Origin of the sequence: uncultured Salinicola sp. (genome assembly GCF_937921195.1) — a bacterium.
GTDB lineage: Bacteria > Pseudomonadota > Gammaproteobacteria > Pseudomonadales > Halomonadaceae > Salinicola.
Genome location: NZ_CALFQK010000109.1, coordinates 1 through 18,496, shown reverse-complemented (window position 1 = coordinate 18,496; position 18,496 = coordinate 1). Strand labels below are relative to the sequence as shown.

Annotated in this window: 19 protein-coding genes; 14 read left to right on the top strand and 5 right to left on the bottom strand. The window is 65.2% G+C overall.

Annotation, left to right across the window (positions count from 1 at the left end):
* Positions 1–19: 19 nt before the first annotated feature.
* On the top strand, positions 20–1,000 hold the full coding sequence (rarD, locus tag Q0602_RS12265) for an EamA family transporter RarD (protein ID WP_298843617.1): 981 nt from the start codon (positions 20–22) through the stop codon (positions 998–1,000).
* Between the two features lie 109 nt (positions 1,001–1,109).
* Here rarD and fliE read toward each other — a convergent pair whose 3' ends face one another.
* Entirely contained in the window at positions 1,110–1,436 is a 327-nt protein-coding gene (fliE, locus tag Q0602_RS12260) for a flagellar hook-basal body complex protein FliE (protein WP_298843611.1), read from the bottom strand.
* 335 nt (positions 1,437–1,771) lie between these two features.
* On the opposite strand from fliE, the gene fliF reads away from it, so the two are divergent.
* The 13 genes from fliF (at position 1,772) to fliR (ending at position 13,492) form a co-directional block, all read left to right on the top strand.
* On the top strand, positions 1,772–3,610 hold the full coding sequence (gene fliF / locus Q0602_RS12255) for a flagellar basal-body MS-ring/collar protein FliF (RefSeq protein WP_298843608.1): 1,839 nt from the start codon (positions 1,772–1,774) through the stop codon (positions 3,608–3,610).
* Positions 3,607–4,605 carry a flagellar motor switch protein FliG gene (gene fliG, locus Q0602_RS12250; RefSeq protein ID WP_295040169.1) on the top strand — a complete coding sequence of 333 codons (999 nt, stop codon included), beginning with the start codon at positions 3,607–3,609 and terminating at the stop codon, positions 4,603–4,605. The genes fliF and fliG overlap by 4 nt, the downstream gene beginning before the upstream one ends.
* Positions 4,592–5,380 carry a flagellar assembly protein FliH gene (locus tag Q0602_RS12245; RefSeq protein WP_298843604.1) on the top strand — a complete coding sequence of 263 codons (789 nt, stop codon included), beginning with the start codon at positions 4,592–4,594 and terminating at the stop codon, positions 5,378–5,380. Before fliG ends, Q0602_RS12245 begins: the two co-directional genes overlap by 14 nt.
* Complete coding sequence (gene fliI / locus Q0602_RS12240; RefSeq protein WP_298843601.1) at positions 5,373–6,794, top strand: flagellar protein export ATPase FliI; 1,422 nt, start codon at positions 5,373–5,375, stop codon at positions 6,792–6,794. Before Q0602_RS12245 ends, fliI begins: the two co-directional genes overlap by 8 nt.
* Before the next feature lie 182 nt (positions 6,795–6,976).
* Complete coding sequence (gene fliJ / locus Q0602_RS12235) at positions 6,977–7,429, top strand: flagellar export protein FliJ (RefSeq protein WP_295040171.1); 453 nt, start codon at positions 6,977–6,979, stop codon at positions 7,427–7,429.
* A 73-nt stretch (positions 7,430–7,502) separates the two neighbouring features.
* Entirely contained in the window at positions 7,503–8,912 is a 1,410-nt protein-coding gene (locus Q0602_RS12230) for a flagellar hook-length control protein FliK (protein WP_298843598.1), read from the top strand.
* Positions 8,913–9,113: 201 nt separating this feature from the next.
* Positions 9,114–9,596 (top strand): flagellar basal body-associated protein FliL, encoded by a 483-nt coding sequence (gene fliL, locus Q0602_RS12225; RefSeq protein WP_367276966.1) that lies wholly within the window; start codon positions 9,114–9,116, stop codon positions 9,594–9,596.
* Positions 9,597–9,614: 18 nt separating this feature from the next.
* Positions 9,615–10,622 carry a flagellar motor switch protein FliM gene (fliM, locus tag Q0602_RS12220; RefSeq protein WP_295040160.1) on the top strand — a complete coding sequence of 336 codons (1,008 nt, stop codon included), beginning with the start codon at positions 9,615–9,617 and terminating at the stop codon, positions 10,620–10,622.
* Positions 10,615–11,163 (top strand): flagellar motor switch protein FliN, encoded by a 549-nt coding sequence (fliN, locus tag Q0602_RS12215; protein ID WP_298843593.1) that lies wholly within the window; start codon positions 10,615–10,617, stop codon positions 11,161–11,163. Before fliM ends, fliN begins: the two co-directional genes overlap by 8 nt.
* On the top strand, positions 11,160–11,588 hold the full coding sequence (gene fliO, locus Q0602_RS12210; protein ID WP_298843590.1) for a flagellar biosynthetic protein FliO: 429 nt from the start codon (positions 11,160–11,162) through the stop codon (positions 11,586–11,588). Before fliN ends, fliO begins: the two co-directional genes overlap by 4 nt.
* A 62-nt stretch (positions 11,589–11,650) precedes the next feature.
* Positions 11,651–12,358 (top strand): flagellar type III secretion system pore protein FliP, encoded by a 708-nt coding sequence (gene fliP / locus Q0602_RS12205; RefSeq protein WP_295040173.1) that lies wholly within the window; start codon positions 11,651–11,653, stop codon positions 12,356–12,358.
* Between the two features lie 56 nt (positions 12,359–12,414).
* Entirely contained in the window at positions 12,415–12,684 is a 270-nt protein-coding gene (gene fliQ / locus Q0602_RS12200) for a flagellar biosynthesis protein FliQ (RefSeq protein ID WP_110599955.1), read from the top strand.
* A 16-nt stretch (positions 12,685–12,700) separates the two neighbouring features.
* The gene (gene fliR, locus Q0602_RS12195; protein ID WP_298843586.1) at positions 12,701–13,492 is read left to right on the top strand and encodes a flagellar biosynthetic protein FliR; all 792 of its coding nucleotides are present in this window, start codon (positions 12,701–12,703) and stop codon (positions 13,490–13,492) included.
* A gap of 169 nt (positions 13,493–13,661) precedes the next feature.
* Here fliR and flgL read toward each other — a convergent pair whose 3' ends face one another.
* From flgL to Q0602_RS12175, 4 genes are all read right to left on the bottom strand, one after another.
* Complete coding sequence (flgL, locus tag Q0602_RS12190) at positions 13,662–14,873, bottom strand: flagellar hook-associated protein FlgL (RefSeq protein WP_298843583.1); 1,212 nt, start codon at positions 14,871–14,873, stop codon at positions 13,662–13,664.
* A gap of 87 nt (positions 14,874–14,960) precedes the next feature.
* Positions 14,961–16,589, bottom strand: a complete 1,629-nt coding sequence (flgK, locus tag Q0602_RS12185; RefSeq protein WP_298843576.1) for a flagellar hook-associated protein FlgK — start codon at positions 16,587–16,589, stop codon at positions 14,961–14,963.
* 146 nt (positions 16,590–16,735) lie between these two features.
* Positions 16,736–17,818 carry a flagellar assembly peptidoglycan hydrolase FlgJ gene (gene flgJ / locus Q0602_RS12180; RefSeq protein WP_298843573.1) on the bottom strand — a complete coding sequence of 361 codons (1,083 nt, stop codon included), beginning with the start codon at positions 17,816–17,818 and terminating at the stop codon, positions 16,736–16,738.
* The coding region (locus Q0602_RS12175; protein ID WP_298843570.1) for a flagellar basal body P-ring protein FlgI at positions 17,818–18,496 on the bottom strand (679 nt) is incomplete at its 5' end. The genes flgJ and Q0602_RS12175, both read right to left, overlap by 1 nt.

The window sequence follows — 18,496 nt, the reverse complement described above, 5'->3', positions numbered from 1 at the left end:
CGAGAACACGAGAAGCGACATGTCGGCATCCCCCTCAGACAAGCCCCAGCCAGGCAGCGTGAAACCGGTGGACGACGCATCGCGCCGCGAGACGCGCCACGGTGTCGGCTACGGCGTTACCGCCTACGCTCTCTGGGGATGTTTCCCGCTCTTCTTTTCGCTGTTCGAGGGGGTGCCGGCCTTCGAAGTACTCATCCAGAGAATTCTCTGGTCCTGCCTCTTTCTGGTGATCGTGGTCACGCTCATGGGGCGCTGGGCCGCCATCCGCAACGGTTTCCCCGGACCCCGGGAGGCGATCCGCAGACTGGGATGGATTCTGGGTTGCGCGCTGCTGATCGCGCTGAACTGGGGGCTCTACATCTATGCGGTGGAGACGCATCGCGTGCTACAGGCGAGTCTGGGCTATTTCATGACGCCACTGGTCAATGTCGCGCTGGGCATGCTCGTCCTGCGCGAACGGCTCGGCCGCTGGCAGATGATGGCGATGGGGCTAGCACTGGCGGCGGTGACGCTGCAACTCGTGCTGCTGGGGACCCTGCCATGGATCAGTCTGGTGCTGGCCATGACGTTCGGCAGCTACGGTCTGCTGCGCAAGCGCGTGCCGCTGGATGCGCTCTCCGGCCTGCTGGTGGAGACGAGTCTGCTACTGCCCCTGAGTCTGGCGGCCCTGGCCTGGCTGACATGGCACGGGCAGTCCCACTTCGGCGGCAGCTTCGACACCACGGCACTGATGATCGTCAGTGGCGTGGTGACCACCCTGCCGCTGCTCGCCTTCGCCGGCGCCACGAAGCGCCTGACGCTCTCCACCATCGGCTTCCTGATGTATCTCAACCCCACGCTGCAATTCCTGCTGGCGCTGTGGGTCTTCGGCGAGCCGCTCGCCTGGCCGCAGCTGTTGACCTTCGCGTTGATCTGGATCGGCCTCGGCCTCTATTCGCTGGAGGCTTGGCGACATCATCGCAAGGCGCTTGCCCGCAGCCGCGCTCGAGTGGCGGAATGAGTGCATCGCGTCGACTTCCGCTGCGGGGGAAGGTGGCAGGGATGCCCAGCCGGGGCTGGCGGTACCTGGGCGCTGACCGGGAGGTCGCGCGGAGGGAGGTCGCCGGGTGTTACACCTGCAGACCCATGATCTCTTTATAGGCGGTTACCAGACGGTTGCGCACCTGAACCCCCATGTCGAAAGAGACGCTCGCCTTCTGCATGTCGATCATCACGTCGTTCAGCGCCACGTTCGGATCGCCGGCCTGGAATGACATCGCCTGCTGGTTGGCGGCCTGCTGCATCTGATTGATGCGTCCGAGCGATGCCTGCAGCTCGCCGGCGAAGCTGCCGCCGGTCTCGGCCAGCGATGGCTGCGATGCCGCACCCTGACCGCTGGCCTGGGTCGATAGCGCCTGCATCTGCTGAAGCGCTGCTTGAATGGCTGGAGCACTCATGAGGGTTTCCTGTATGACGATATTTCCGAGCACGACGTTCCCGAGCACCACGTTTCCGAACACGACGCCGGGAACCGCCGGTGAACTCGACGCTCGCAGCCTACCAACAGCACGACAACGACCATTGCGGTAAATGCGTGTGAAAACACCGGCTTTTCCTACCTTCAGCGTTAACAGACCGACACATAATGGCTGCCATCAAACTAACGCCCCGGCCAGCGCCGCGTCGGAACGGTATTCCGAGCGTGTCGAGGTACGGATGAGCAGACGCGTTGCAGGGAGCAGACTACTGCTATGTTGTCGAGTTGCACCACGTGCCATGATCGGAGCACGACATGAGCACGGCCACGTCGCCCAACGACACTCCAGGTTCAGGTAATCCTTCCGCACGGCAATCGACCCGGCAAACCGCGTCGGAGACAGCCGCTGGCGGACGCGACTGGTTGAACAAGCTGCAGGGCAGCCCGCGTGTTCCGCTCATCGTGGCCGGCGCCGCCGCCGTCGCTGTCGTGATCGCGCTGCTGATGTGGGCTCGCGCGCCGGAATACCGCGTCCTCTACTCCACCCTGACCGATGCCGACGGCGGCCGCATCATCACCCAGCTCGACGCCATGGGCATCCCCTACCAGTTCAGCGAAGGCGGTCAAGCGCTGCTGGTGCCCGCCGATCAGGTGAGACCCGTGCGTCTCAAGCTGGCCGAACAAGGCCTGCCCGAAGCCAGCGGCGTCGGCTTCGAGCTGATGGATGACCAGGCATTCGGCATCAGCCAGTTCGCCGAGCAGGTCAACTACCAGCGCGCGCTGGAGGGCGAACTGGCCCGCACCATCGGCACCCTGGGCAGCGTCGCACGGGCTCGCGTCCATCTCGCCATGGCCAAGCCGTCGGTGTTCGTCCGCGAAAGCCAGCCCGCTTCCGCCTCCGTCGTCCTCGATCTGCAACCGGGACGGGTGTTGGGCGAGGGCCAGGTCAACGCCATCGTGCACATGGTCTCCAGCAGCGTGCCCCAACTGTCCGTGGACGACGTCACCGTCATCGACCAGAACGGGGATCTGCTGAGCCGACCCGCCGGCAACACCAACCAGCTCGACGGCAGCCAGCTCGACTACGTCAGCAACCTCGAGACCCAGTATGCCGACCGCATCGAGGCGATCCTCGCGCCCATCGTCGGGGCGCGCAACGTGCGTGCGCAGGTCACGGCCCAGGTCGACTTCTCCCAGCGGGAGCAGACGGCGGAACGTTACGGCCCCAATCAGTCACCGGATGCAGCAGCGGTCCGCAGCGAGCAGAAGAGCTCGTCGTTCCAGAGCAACAGCGACCTCGCCATGGGCGTCCCCGGCGCCCTGAGCAACCAGCCGCCGGGCACCGCCGCTTCGCCGATCAACGCTCCGGCGACCCAGGCGCCGCCCCAGGACCAGAACGCCGCCAACGACAACGGCAACCAGGCCGACGGTCAGGCGACGGACGCGCAGGGTACGGACACCCAGACCGCGAGCAATACCGACATCGGCCAGGTGCATCGTGACAGCACGATCAACTACGAAGTGGACCGCACCGTCGAACACGTCAAGCAGCACAGTGGCGATATCGACCGCCTCTCCGTCGCCGTCGTGGTCAACTATCGCGACGGGGTCGACGATGCAGGCAACCCGACCCGCGTCGCCCTGAGCGATACGGAGATGGACCAGATCCGAGGCCTCGTGCGTCAGGCGATGGGGTTCTCGGAGGCGCGCGGCGATGCCCTCGAGGTCGTCAACAGCCCGTTCCAGGCCAATGCGCCGGAGTTCGAGACGCCGCCGTGGTGGCAGACACCCGAAGTCTGGAGCCTCGCCAAGAGCATACTGAAATATCTGGTCGTGGTTCTGGTCGCCCTGTTCCTGTGGTTCAAGCTGGTCAAGCCGTTGATGCGTCGCCAGACCCGCGAATCGGCCCCGCTGCCGGCGGCCTCCCCGATGCCCGCCGCCGACGCGGCGGCGGCCGCGGCAAGCTATCAGGCTGTCGGCGGCAGCGGTGGCGCCGACAACGCGAATCGCGCCGGTGGCGCGCAGCGTGGACGTGAGCGAAACCGGCGCGGCGCCTCGAATTACGAGCAGGATCTCAAGGACGTCCGTGAGATCGCCCAGGAAGATCCCCGCCTGGTCGCCATGGTCGTCAGAAGCTGGATGGACAAATCATGACGACGCCAATGACCGGCGCCCGGCGCGGCGCCATCCTGCTGCTCTCATTGGATGAGGACAGCGCTGCCGAGGTCTTCAAGTACCTCTCGAGTCGCGAGGTGCAGGAGATCAGTCAGGAAATGGCCAAGCTGGGGCAGGTCTCCCACGAGGAGATGGCGGCCGTTCTGCGTGACTTCCACGACGAGGCCGAGCAGTTCACCGCCATCAACCTGCACTCCAACGATCATATCCGTGCGGTGCTGACCAAGGCGCTGGGCAGCGAGCGCGCCAGCAGCCTGATCGAGGACATCCTCGAGACCAGCAATACGGCGTCGGGCATCGACTCCCTGAATCTGATGGAAGCCTCGATGGTCGCGGAAATGATTCGCGACGAGCACCCGCAGATCATCGCCACCATCCTGGTACACCTGGAGCGCGGCCAGGCCGCCGACATCCTGGAGCTGTTCGACGAGAAACAGCGCGACGACGTCATGCTGCGCATCGCCACGTTCAGCGGCGTGCAGCCGGCGGCCCTTCAGGAGCTTACCGAGGTGCTCACCTCGATGCTGGACGGCACCAATCTCAAACGCAGCAAGATGGGCGGCGTGAGAACCGCCGCCGAGATTCTCAACCTCATGAACTCCGCACAGGAGGAGCAGGTCATCGACGTGGTTCGCGCCCACAGCGAGGACCTCGCACAGCGCATCATCGACGAGATGTTCCTGTTCGAGAATCTGCTGGACATCGACGATCGCGGCATCCAGCTGGTCCTGCGGGAAATCGAGACCAACTCTCTGGTCATCGCGCTGCGGGGCGCGGAAGAAGCGCTGATCGACAAGTTCACGCGCAACATGTCCCAGCGCGCGGCACAGCTGATGCGCGAGGACATGGAAAACCGCGGGCCGGTACGCCTGTCCCAGGTGGAAAACGAACAGAAGGCGATCCTGGGCGTGGTGCGGCGACTGGCGGACTCCGGCGAAATCGCCCTGAGCGGTGGCGACGATGGCTACGTCTGATCGCGGCGATCGTCCTGCATCCGGCGACCATGGCGAGTGGCACCGCTGGCAGATGGGAGACCTGGGCCATCCGCCCTCTTCCGACGCCCCCGCCACCCATACCGAAACCCGCCGGCGTCGCCAACAGCAGGACGCCGAGGCCAGGGCTCGTCAGAGCATCGTCGAAAAAGCCCGACGCGAAGGGCTCGAGCAGGGATACCGCGAGGGCCACCAGCAGGGATATCACGCCGGCTACAGCGAAGGTGTCAAGGAGGGCAACGCCGCCGCCGAGCTGGAATTTCACAAGCGGATGGAGATGACGCTCACCCCCCTCGCCGGGCTGGCGGAAAATTTCCGGCTGGCGCTGGCTTCGCTGGACGCCGAGATCGGGGACCAACTGGTCGAACTGGCGTTGATCGCCGGTCGCCAACTGGCCGGCGAGTCACTGGCCGCCAAGCCGGAGCACATCCTCAGCGTGGTCCGCGAGCTGCTCGATGCCGACACCACGCTGAGCGGCAAACCCAGGCTCTGGTTGAATCCTCAGGATCTCGAGCTGGTGAGCTCGACGATGAGTGACACCCTCGAGGCCAGCGGCTGGGAGTGCCATGCCGATCCGACGCTGGAACGCGGCGGATGCCGCGCCACCAGCGCCGGCGGAGGCCTGGATGCGAGCCTGAGCACACAGTGGAAGGCCATTCTCGATCAACGCAGGCGCTCGAGGGCCGCTTCGCCCCACACCGATGCAGCGCCCCCCGCAGAGCAGGAAGACGGCGACGAAGAGGCCCTCGATGGGTGATGCCGCACGTTCGCCTCAGGCGCCGGAGATGGCTTCGCACCATCAACGCTGGCGCCTCGCGCTGGACAAGGTCACCCAGCGGGTCGAGTCGCTCTCCCACTATCGCCATGAAGGCCGAGTGACCCGCGCCACCGGGCTGGTACTGGAAGCCATCGGCATCCGCCTGCCCCTGGGCAGCGCCTGCCTGATCGAACTCTCGGCCGGCAATGGCAGTGGCGACGACGAACGCTTCGCCGAGGCCGAGGTCGTCGGGTTCGCCGGAGACAAGCTGTTCCTCATGCCGCTGGCCGATACCAGCGGCCTTCTCCCCGGGGCCCGCGTGCTGGCGCTCAGCGGCAACCGCCTCGACGTCGCCAGCGCAAGACGCTTTCCCCTGGGCGATGGCCTGCTGGGGCGCATCGTCGATGGCAATGGCCGTCCTCTCGACGACCACGGCCCCCTGGAGCAGGCGCCACATGCCCCGCTCGAGACACCCCCCATCAACCCGCTGGCACGAGCTCCCATCGATACCACCATCGACGTGGGCATTCGCGCCATCAACGGCCTGCTGACCGTGGGTCGTGGCCAGCGCATGGGGCTGTTCGCCGGCTCGGGGGTCGGCAAGAGCGTTCTGCTGGGCATGATGGCCCGATACACCGACGCCGATGTCATCGTCGTCGGCTTGATCGGCGAACGCGGACGCGAGGTCCAGGATTTCATCGAGAACATCCTCGGCGAGGAGGGACTGGCCCGCGCCGTGGTGGTAGCGGCCCCGGCCGACACCTCGCCGCTGCAGCGCATGCAGGGCGCCGCCTATGCCACCCGCCTGGCCGAGGACTTCCGCGACCAGGGGCGCAACGTGCTACTGATCATGGACTCGCTGACCCGCTACGCCATGGCCGCCCGCGAGATCGCCCTGGCGATCGGCGAGCCGCCGGCCACCAAGGGCTATCCGCCGTCGGTGTTCGCCAAGCTGCCGGCGCTGGTCGAGCGAGCCGGCAACGGCAAGCGCGGCGGTGGCTCGATCACCGCGTTCTATACCGTCCTGACGGAAGGCGACGATCAACAGGATCCGATCGCCGATTCGGCTCGCGCCATCCTCGACGGCCATATCGTGCTGTCACGCCAGCTGGCGGAGAGCGGCCACTATCCCGCGATCGACATCGAAGCCTCGATCAGCCGCGCCATGCCCGCCGTGGTCGACACCAGGCGCCTGCGTCAGGCCCAGGGATTCAAGCAGATGATCTCCCGCTATCAGCGCAATCGCGACCTGATCAATGTCGGCGCCTATGTCAGCGGCCAGGATCCCCAGCTCGACCGCGCCGTCGCTCTCTATCCCCGGCTGGAGACCTTCCTGCAGCAGCGGATGAATGAGACGGCCGGCATCGAACACACCCGAGCGGAACTCGACCGGCTCATTCCGATCGACGATTGACCCGTCATCCAGGCGTGCCGTTTCAACGCCCCCTTCCTCACTGACCGCGATCGGGAATAGTGGCTTTTTTTGCCGCTTATCGAACCTTTAGTGTGGTGTCGGCACCGTCACAATGGGAACCGTTGAATTCTCCCGTCGCCACGTCGACGGATGGTTGGATAGGAGGTAACGCTTTGGCCAACATGCAAGCCATGGAGATGCTTCGAGACCTGGCACAGCGCAGCAGCGAAAAGGCCGTGGAGAATCTCGGCCGGCTGCAGCGTCAACAACAGGAAGCCCAGACACAGCTGGGACAGCTCCAGCGCTATCGAGACGAGTATCAGCGCAAGCTTCACGACAGCCTGACCCAAGGCGTTTCCTCCAGCCAATGGCGCGACTACCAGCAGTTCATCGGCTCCCTCGACAAGGCGATCGAACAGCAGCAGCGGCGGCTCGGGGAGCATCAGACGCGAGTCGACAGCGGCAGAGAGCATTGGCAGGGAGAACGCCGGAAGCTCAACGCCTACGAGACCCTGCATGCCAGAGGGGAGCGCGACGCCGCGTATCGCAACGCTCGTCAGGAGCAGCGTCACAGCGACGAGATGGCCGCACAGCTGCTCCGTCGGCAGCGAGACCGGCATTCACAGCAAGGCTGAAGTAGAGATTCGACGCACCGGCTCGAGGCTTTGATCCGAAGCGTCACCCGACCACGAAACCGATGGCCTGCCCATGGAACTTTCTTCAATCACCGCCGTGACGCCGTCCTCGGACCGCAGCGCCAGTGCCAAAGGCAAGGCGTCCAGCGAGAGCGCCCCCTTCGCCGATTCCCTGCGGCGCGTGGCGGCCGAAAAATCACCGCGGCCAGCTGCACAGGAAGGCGCATCCGCCGCCAAGGCGTCGGATTCGGAGTCCAACCGACGCCCCGCGGATGAAGTCGCCAACGGCGCGGGACAGCGACCAGCCGACGAAAGCGCGGCAGCCGGCGCGGGGGATTCCGCCGCGGCTACCGCACCCGTCCTGCAGCCGCTCGACGAAGGAGACATGTCCCGGCTCCGCGCCATTCTGTCCAGCCTTTCGCCCGCTGCCGGCGACCCGTCGTCAGGCACCAAGGACGTCGATGACGGTTCGGGCTCGCCCGATGGCGAAGCGCTTGCGGCCATGGTGGCCGGCTTGTCGCTGGCCATGGCGTCGCAGCCGCTGACCCCCTCCGTCGCGGGCGGTGCTGGCACCGCAACCTTGCCTAGAGGCGGACAGCCGGTACCGGCGCAGCTGGCTCTCAAGGTCACCGCCACCGCACCGACGGCCGGTGACGCCGCCGCGATCGGTGCACCAGCCACCGAAGGTGATCAGGGCGACGCCTCGGACCGCCCCAAGGCATCCAGTGGTCAACCGGGCTTCGGTGGCTTGCTGTCAGCCATCGATAGTCGACGCAGTGACGGCGCCATGCCAGGGGCAAATCCCGGCATGACCGCCACCAACGGCCAGATGCCCGTCACCCCCGGCACGCCGGATAACGCAGCCGTGACCACGGCCAGCCAGATTGGCGATGCCGCATCGATCGGCCTGCCCGAGCGAAGCGCCCAGGATGCCGGTCCCGCCCCGACTCCCCGCTCGGACATCGGCGCGTTGACGAACGCCACCGCCGCCCCCTCCAGCGCCGCGAGCCCCGCGACGGCGAGTGCGGCAACGCCAGGCTTCGTCAACGCCCCCGTGCAGTCCCCCCAGTGGCCCGCCTCTTTCGGCCAGCAGGTACTGCAGATGCACCAGCGCGGCGACCAGCAGATGTCGCTCCGCCTCCATCCCCAGGAACTGGGCCCGTTGAGCGTCTCCCTGACGGTCCAGGACCAGCAGGCACAGCTTCAGATTCTGTCAGCACACGCCCCGGTTCGCGCCGCGGTCGAAGCGGCGATTCCCCAGCTTCGCCAGGCTCTGGCCGACAGCGGCATCGCGCTGGGCGAGGCGATGGTGAGCGACCAGGGCCACTTCCAGCAGGGCCAGTCTTCCGGCGACGACCGCCCGCACCGCGGAGCCGGCGCCGCCGGCTCGCTGTTGACGGCGTCGGGTATCGATCCGGTCGACGACGTCGCGGTGCGGAACCTGACGCTGACCGACAATGGCAATATCAACCTTTACGCCTGACCGACGCTGCCGATAACACGGGTGGCGACTGGCCGGTGCCAGTCGTGGCACTACGCCGTGCGGTGCGTCGGCGGCCAACTCCCCGCCCTGCGCCACTCGGGCACGAAAGGGGAAGTTGGCCGACCGGAAGGCGTCTTTTCCGTCGATCGCCAGGCCCCCCGCCACCGCATAATCCGCTGCAACTTCCAGAGATGACCCGTAATGGCAGAAGCAATGGCCGCACCCCGTAAAAGTCGATCCCTACTTCTCGTGGGCCTGTTGATCGTCCTGCTGGCGATCGCGAGTTCGATCGCCGTGTACTTCTTCCTCGATGCCCGTGACGGCAACGAGTCGACCGATGTCGTCGAGGAGCAGCCGGCCGAACCGCCCGTGCCGATATTCGTGACCATTCAGCCTTTCACGGTCAACCTGCAGAGCGATTACGGAGATCGGCTGCTCTACGTGGGGTTGTCGCTACGCGTCAACGACGACGAGACCAGCGATTTCCTGACCCAGCACATGCCGGAAGTTCGCAGCCGGTTGCTGATGCTCCTCTCCGGCAAGAGCGCGGAGGAGCTGATCAAGCCCGAGGGCAAGATCAAGTTGAAGCAGCAGATTCTCGGCCTGTTCGACGAGCCGATCACCACGCCGCAGCCCACGTTAGCCATCAGTGACGTGCTGTTCTCCGATTTCATCGTGCAGTAAGCGGACGCCAGGCCAACCATGTCCCAAGACGACCTGTTATCGCAGGAAGAGATCGATGCCCTCCTCAACGGCGTCAGCGGCGATGACGACAAACCCGCCGACGAACCGAAAGGCGGACGTCGCACCCGCCCGTTCGATCCGGCAAATCAGCACCGGGTCGTTCGCGAACGCCTGCAGGCGCTGGACATCATCAACGAACGCTTCGCGCGTCTGTTTCGGGTTGCGCTGTTCAACCTGATCCGGCGCAGTGCCGATATCACGGTATCCGGCGTGCGCTACCAGAGCTACAGCGAGTTCGCGCGCAACCTGCCGGTGCCGACCAACCTCAACCTGATCAGCCTCAAGCCACTCAAGGGTACGGCACTGCTGGTGTTTCCCCCGGGGCTGGTGTTCATGGTGGTGGACAACCTGTTCGGCGGCGACGGACGGTTTCTGACCAAATCCGACGGCCGCGAGTTCACCGCCACCGAGCAGCGCATCATCCAGCGCCTGATGTCGTTGGCGCTGGAGGGCTACAGCGACGCCTGGAAATCGATCTACCCCCTGGAGATCGACTACATGCGCTCGGAGATGCAGGTCCGCTTTGCCAACATCACCAATTCGCCGAACGAGATCGTCGTCAACAGCACCTTTCATCTCGAAGTCGGCAATCTGGCCAGCGACTTCAACATCTGCATACCGTTTTCGATGATCGAACCGATCCGGGACATTCTCTCCAGTCCGATCGGTGCGCTCGACAGCGACGACACCCAGTGGGAGTCGCGCATGGCCGGCGAAATCAAGCAGACCCAGGTCGAACTGATCGCCGATTTCGTCAAGATCCCCTCGACCATCGGCGATGTGCTGTCGCTGGAGGTCGGGGACGTTCTTCCCATCGAACTTCCCAAAGCCATCGACGTGCGAGTCGACGGCGTGCCGGTCATGACCTGCGAGTACGGGAGCCGGCAAGGCCAGCGCGCGCTGCGGGTGAAACATCTCATCGACCATGGTACGTACTCCGCCATGAAGGACTTCGACAATGAGTGACGATCAAAAACCGGGATCCCAGAAGGGATCCTCCGAGGCGGCTGAAGACAGCCAGCAGGAAGCCGAGGACCTGTGGGCCGCGGCGATGGCGGAACAGGGCGTGGAGCCCGAGACCGACGAGGCCGGATCCGTCGAGACACAGACCGTCGAGACACGGGCCGACGAGACGGAATCCGCCCAGGCGCCCGATGTCGACGCGAAAGCGAAAGCCGCGGCGCCGAGTTCGGATCACGGGGTGTTCCAATCCTTCGACCAGGGGGAGAACGACACTCGCCAGCCCCGCGACCTGGGCGTGGTCATGGACATTCCGGTCAAGCTGTCGGTGGAGCTGGGCAGAACGCGCATCACCATCAAGCAGCTGCTGGAGCTCGCCCAGGGCTCGGTGGTGGAGCTGGACGGCCTCGCCGGCGAGCCCATGGACATCCTGATCAACGGCTACCTCATCGCCCAGGGCGAGGTAGTGGTCGTGGATGACAAATACGGCATTCGTATCACTGAAATCATCACGCCGTCAGAGCGCGTCCAGAAATTGAACCGATGAACGAAGATACCCTACGGCAGGCCTCCCAGGCCGGCGGCGGCGACAGCATCGGTCTGCTGATGATGGGCAAGACCGCGGCCTCCCTGCTCGTGGTCGTCGCGATCATCCTGGCCTGCGCCTGGCTGCTCAAGCGCATCGGACCCAATCGGCGAGCAGGCACGCAACATCTTCGCGTCGTCGCCAGCACGCCGGTGGGACAGCGCGAACGCGTGGTGATCGTCGAAGTCGCGGATCGCTGGCTGGTGCTGGGTGTCGGTGGCGGACAGGGGACCCGACTGGACACGCTCGAGCCACCGGCGACACCCGACGCGGCGCCTCCGGGGCCCCCGCTCGCCGGTTCCTTCGCCAGCCGCTTTGCACAGGCGCTGAAGCAGAACGCGCGTGGCGCGGCCCGGGGTCGACAGAACGGGCGGGACCGCAGCTAGTGGCGATTGCACTCCGACCCAGGCCGCGCCACGTCGTCGCTTTGCTGGTGGCCCTGCTGACGATGACGGCCAGCCATTGGGCGGTGGCCCAGGCCCTGCCCGGCATCATCAGCGAGCCGCTGCCCGATGGCGGCCAGCGCTGGTCGTTGAGCCTGCAGACTTTGCTGTTCTTGTCGTCGCTCGCCTTCCTGCCGGCGATGCTGTTGATGATGACCTGCTTCACGCGAATCATCATCGTCCTCGGGCTGCTGCGCACGGCCATGAGCACGCCATCGGCGCCGCCGACCCAGGTCCTGCTGGGGCTCGCGCTGTTTCTCACCTTCTTCGTCATGTCACCGGTGCTGGATCGTGTCTACGACGAGGCCTGGCAGCCGTTCTCGGCCGAGCAGATTTCACTGGAGGAGGCGCTGGACCGGGGTAGCCAGCCTTTCCGCGAGTTCATGTTCGCGCAGACCCGGGAGGCCGACCTGGCGATGTTCGCCCGTATCGCCGATATCGGCGAGATGCAGGGTCCGGAAGACGTGCCGATGCGGATACTGGTGCCGGCGTACGTCACCAGCGAACTGAAGACGGCGTTCCAGATCGGCTTCACGATCTTCATCCCGTTCCTGATCATCGACCTCGTCGTGGCCAGCGTGCTGATGGCGCTGGGGATGATGATGGTGCCGCCCGCCACGATCTCGCTGCCGTTCAAGCTGATGCTGTTCGTGCTGGTCGACGGCTGGCAACTCCTGATCGGTTCGCTGACCCAGAGCTTCTATTTTTCATGACTCCTGACATGAATCGCGTCGTCATGGAGCGTCGTACGACCGTACGGAGGTGAGCAATGTCTCCCGAGATGGTAATGAGCCTTGCCTATCAGGGCATGAAGGTGACCTTGATGATGGCCGCGCCGCTGCTGTTGACCGCGCTGCTGATCGGCCTGCTGGTGAGCCTGTTTCAGGCCGCGACGCAGATCAACGAGATGACCCTCTCCTTCATCCCCAAGATCCTCGGCGTCTTCGCCATGCTGATCGTCTCCGGCGCCTGGATCATCCAGTTGCTGGTCAACTTCACCCGGGAACTGCTGCAGAACATTCCCCAGATGGTCAGTTGAGGCCCCGTCGCCGGCGATGATCGACATCACCTCAGACCAATGGCTGGGCTGGCTGCAGCTGTTCTTCTGGCCCACCGTTCGCATTCTCGCTTTCTTCATGGCCTCGCCGCTGTGGAGCCTGCCCAGCGTACCGACACCGGTCAAGGCGCTGTTCGGCGCCGGCATCGCCATCGCCATCGCCCCTTCCTTACCACCGATGCCGGCGATTCCTCTCTTCTCGCTGGAAAGCTTCGGCATCATGCTGCAGCAGATCCTGATCGGCGTCGCCATGGGGCTGGTGCTGCGAATCATGATCGCCGTGGTGCAGACCGCCGGCGAATTCATCAGCATGCAGATGGGCCTCGCGTTTGCGACTTTCTATCAGCCGGATGCCGGAACCAACACCATGGTGTTGTCGCGCATGCTGGAGTTGCTGACGCTACTGATGTTCCTGGCGATGAACGGGCACTTGATCACCATCGAAATCCTCGCCTGGACCTTCGAGGAGCTGCCCATCGGCGCCACCTCGATCGACGCCAGCTTTGCCGAGACGCTGGCCCGCTGGGGAGGCACCATATTCTCCTCGGGCCTGCTGATGGCCATCCCCATCGTCACCGCGCTGCTGCTGATCAACCTGTCTCTGGGCATTCTCAACCGGGCCTCTCCGCAGCTGTCGGTCTTTTCGGTGGGTTTCCCGATGACGCTGACCGCCGGCCTGGTGCTCATCACCGCACTCATGCCGGATCTGGGCGGGTTCTGGAACGATCTGTTCACTCAGCAGTTGCGCTTCATGCAAGGCATGATCGAACAGATGGGTGGCGCTCCCTGAGACGAGCGACGGGGTCGGCCCGAAAGCCACCTCTTCCACGGGCACGATGCCATCGTCGGACGACACCAACGACAAGGGCGCACCATCTGGATGCGCCCTTCTTCGTGCCGTCGTCCCGCCGCGCCCGCCTTCGACCGCTATCCGGCTGCCCGCCGGAGCACCAGTGCGGTCACATCATCTCGAACAACGACGTTCCCTGCAGATCGACGAAGGCCTTCTGCGCCGCCTGCAGACCCACCTGGCGCAGCACGTAATCGGAGATCGCGGTGGTGTAGTCGAGATCGATCAGGTCGCTCTGGGTCTGGGTGTAGCTGATCTTGCGATCGCTGCCCACGGTGTCGAGGGTATCCAGCTCGTTGAGGCGAGCACCGACGGAAGCCCGAACGGTCAGCACGTTATCCAGCGCGTTGTCCATCTCCCGGCTGGAAGTCGACAGCGTATTGGCGAAGGCCGCCTTGTCGGCGTCGGAATCGAGCGGGTTCTCCAGCGCCGAGAGCATGTTCTCCAGCGTGGCGAATACATCCGGATTCATGTTCCTGGCGGTGCCGACGTCCAGCGCATCGCCATCTTCCGGCGTGCCCTCCAGGGTGAGGCGCACCCCGCCGAACTCCAGGGTGGCGCTGGTGCCGTCGTAATTGCCGGTGGTATCGCCATCCGGCCCGCTGATGGTGTAGTCGAAAGTACCATCCCCGTTCGCGGCGAACGAGATGGCGTAGTCGTCCCCATACCCCGAGGCCGTGGTATCGACGACTTGCGGGCCGGTGAACGTCAACGTGCCGGCATTGTCGGCGCCGGCCCTGGCGACGTAGCCGGCGCCTCCCGCCACGGTCTGGAACACGTCACGACCGGTATTGCCCACTTCCATCAGGCGCGAGGAGTCCACTTTCTGCTGGCGAACCTGATCGGAGCCGGCGTACTGCACCGCGCCGGCAGCGTCCTTGACGAAGGGCTCGGCACCGTCCTGGTAACCGCCGAACAGATAGCTGCCGTTACCGTCGGCCGAGTTGGCCTGGCCGAGAAGCGCTTCGTAGACGCCGCGCAGCTCCGTCCCCATCGACTGGCGATCCGCGTCGCTCAGGGTACCGTTGCCGGCCTGGATCATGAGCTCCTTGGCACGGGTAAGCGAGTCGGAGACGCTGTTGAGGACGCTCTCCTCCTGGCTCAGCGAGTTGCGCGCCGTGATCCGGCTGTCGCTCTGCTGGGCGTTGGACGCCAGCGACTGCGACACGCCGACCGCGCGCGAGGCGGCCTGGGGGTCGTCGGAGGGACGCACCACACGCTTGCCGGAGGCGATCTGTTCGCCCACCTGCATGAAGGCGCTCTGCTGGCGGTTCATCGAGCTGACACTGCGCTCGAACATCATCACGGTGCTGACACGCACGGCTCTCTCCTCGGAGTGCGCCTCGACTCGGCGCACTCAATGATTATTCAATAACGACGCGAGCTATGCTACCGGCTCGTCGCTGGCTCAGGCACGCAGCCCCAGGATCGTATCCAGGATGGTCGAGCCCGCCTCGATGATCTTGGCGTTCGCCGAGTAGTACTGCTGGTACTGCAGCAGGTTGGCGTACTCCTCATCCAGGTTCACGCCGGAGTCGGCCTGCTGGTAGGCGAAGAGCTGGTCGCTCAACCCCGTTTGCGTGGTGAGATTGGCCTGGGTGATCGCGGCCCGATTACCGACATCGCTGACCAGCGAGGCGTACCCGCCACTGAAGGTCTTGCTTCCCCCGACCAGCCTCTGGTTTTGCAGGTCCAGCAGCGCCAACGCATTTCGGTTATCGCCGCTGCCGCCGCTGTCGGCATCCGCGGCGGCGATCTTGTCGGTATCGCTCACCGCGACATCGAACGCCGCGGCAGCGTTACGCGTCGGCTGCAGCATGAAGACGTCGCCTTCTGCCGGCGTGCCGCTCGGCGTCAGGGTCACGCCGCCGACGGATAACGTGCCATCCGCCGCCAGCGATACCGAGCTGGTCTTGCCACTGCCGAGATTCTCCACCGAGTAGCTGCCGTCAGCCTGGTAGGTGAGTCGATAATCGTCCGCCGTCAGCTCGCCGACATCGCCGTACTCGGCAGCCAGGGCTCCACTGCCCGCATTGGTGGCATCGCTGACGACGGTCGGGCTGCCGATGGCGAAGAACGCTTCGCCGGCATTGCCGTCTAGATCCACGCCGGCCTCGTGCTGGGCATTGAAGCTCTGCGCCAGCGTCACCGCCAACTGGCCGAGCTGGTTCTGCGTGCTATCGAGGGTTTCACTGCGGAAGCTCAGCAGCCCGCCCAGTTCGCCCCCCTTGATCACGGATTCCTTGAGCGGAGAGCGCGCTCCGGCGCCATCTTCATACGCGATGGTGACGGAGGAAGGGTCTTCGCTGCTCTTCACCGCCACCAGATCGAAGGACTTGTTGCCGGCGACCAGCGGCATGCCGTTGGAGAGCGATACCTGATAAGTGGATCCGTCCTGCACCTGAACGTTGACGTCGACCAGATCGCCCAGGTCGCTGACCAGCTTGTCGCGCTGATCGAGCAGGGCGTTGGGCTCTTCGCCGCTGCGGGCGCGCGCCAGCGTCACCTGCTTGTTGAGATCGGCAATCTGGTCGCTGAGATTGTTGACCTGGGTGACCACGTCGCCGATCTGGCCGTTGATGCCTTCACGCATGTCGCTGAGATAGCTGTCATAGGCACGAAACTGCGCCGCCATGCTGCGGGACGTACCCAGCACGCCCTCCCGAGCCGCCGCATCCGCCGGCGAGCCGGTCAGATCCTCCACGCTGGAGAAGAACCCCTGCATCAGCGTCGTCAGGCCGGAGTCGCTGTCCGCCAGCAGATCGTCGATCTGGTTGACCTGACTCTGGTAGGTCTCCAGTGCCGCCTGCCGACTGTTGACCTGGTTGAGCTGGGAGCTGATATAGCCGTTGTACTGGCGCTGGATGCCGTCGACGCTGACGCCGGAGCCCGCTCCGCCGCCACTGGCGTTCTGGCCCAGTAGCGTCAGCTGTCGGCTGTAGCCATCGGTGTAGACGTTGCTGATGTTGTTGCTGGTGGTGGACAGCGCGTTCTGTGCCGCGCTCAACCCACTGAGACCAATCGAAAACAGGCTCATATCGCTATCCCGTGAAACGCCATCGAGAGTCCGGCGCGGATCCGTGCAAAGTTATGATTTCTATCGGCTGTATCCGCCACTTCTTGAATCTTGGCCGGGGTGATTTCGCAACGTTTTGTTACTGCACACCGCCTCCCGAACAGCCACTAGAAAATCGCGGAGGGTAACGTATCCGGACCGAAGGGGTTGTCGTCATCGCTGGCGGCGGCCAGCAGCCCGCGGTCAGGGAGGGCGTCCAATCCGCCCAGCTGCGCCATGATCCCCTGAAGCTTCTCGGCATACCGCGGGTCCGTGGCGTAACCGCCCTGCTGCAACGCCCGTGCGGCCTGGTCGGGCGACGACGCCGCCACCACGCCCCGATAACGGGGGTTGTCACCGATCAAGCTGGCGTAATCGGCGAATGCCTCCGTATAGGAGTCGTAGACGCGGAAACGGTCGGCCATCTTGAGCGGCCGGCCATTCACGTATTCGGTGGTGGTGATTTCCGTGGTGGCGCCCTGCCATGACCGCCCGGCCTTGATACCGAACAGATTGTGGCTGTTGCCGCCGTTGGCGGTGGGAATTTCCCGCTGACCCCAGCCTGTCTCGAGCGCCGCCTGGGCGAGGATCAGTTCGGCGGGCACTCCCGACGCCTGCTCGGCGCGCCGGGCGGGCCCCGCCAACTGCTCGAGGAAGGCACGAACGTGGGCCGGACGATCGTCGCCATCGGCGCGTGCCGACGAAGGTGCGACGTCGACATCGTTGTCCGTCGCGCCGTTGCCGGGCGTTCCAGAGATCGCCATGTCATGGCGGGATGCGTCCGACGCGAATCCGGGAGTGCGCAGGCCACCGTGCAGCAGTCGCGGCGTCCCACGCGGGATGCCGGCAATCAAGGCCGAGGCGTCCTCCTTGCCGCTGGCCGCCGGCAGCGCCATCGTCCCGGGCAAGCCGCTTCCCTCCAGCTGCTGCACGAGCTGATCGGCCAGCCCCAGCCCCTTCCCCGCCAACTGCTGGGCCCACTGCTGGTCCTGCATCGAGCGCATCATGTCCATCTGATGGCTCTGCAGCAGACCGGACTGGGGGCTGGCATCGCGCATGCTCTTGAGCATCATTTGCAGAAAGACCGCCTCGAACTGGCGCGACGCTTCCTTGAGGCTGCCCTGCGGCGAGTTCGCCGCGCTGTACTTGAGCCGCTGCACGCTCTGGACGTCGAGCGCGAACTGGCCGGAGAGATCGTTGCCCATCGTCATCAGATGATATCCAGTTCGGCGTTGAGCGAGCCCGCGGACTTCAATGCCTGCAGGATCGACATCAGGTCCTGGGGCGAAGCCCCCAGCGCGTTCAGCGCATTGACGACATCCATCAGGTCGGCGCTGGTCTGGACCACCTGCAGCGCGCCGCCCTCCTGCTGCACGCTGATATCGGCATTGGGTACCACGGTCGTGTCGCCGCCGGCCAGAGCGTTGGGCTGGCTGACCTGCGGATTGGAGTCGATGACGATCGACAGGTTGCCGTGGGCCACCGCAGCGCGGTTCAAGGTGACGGTATCCGACAGCACCACGGACCCGGTGCGGGCGTTGACGATCACCTTGGCCGGGCCGCGCTCGGTGGTGACGTCGACACCCTGCACCCGGGCCAGGAAGGTGACACGATCGTTGCTGTTGGCGGGCAGCTTGAGCTGCACCGTCCGCCCATCGAGCGCGGCCGCCACCGGCGCACCGAACTCCTGGTTGATGGCCGCCACCATGCGGCGCGCGTTCTCGAAGTCGGACCGCTTGAGGAACAGGTCCAGCGTCCCGCTGGCGTCGCCCAGGCGCACCGGCACCTCCTGCTCGACCAGTCCGCCACCCGGAATTCGTCCCGCCGCCAGGTGGTTGACGGAGACGCTGCTGCCGGCCGCCTGGGCGCCGGCGCCGCCGACATAGACG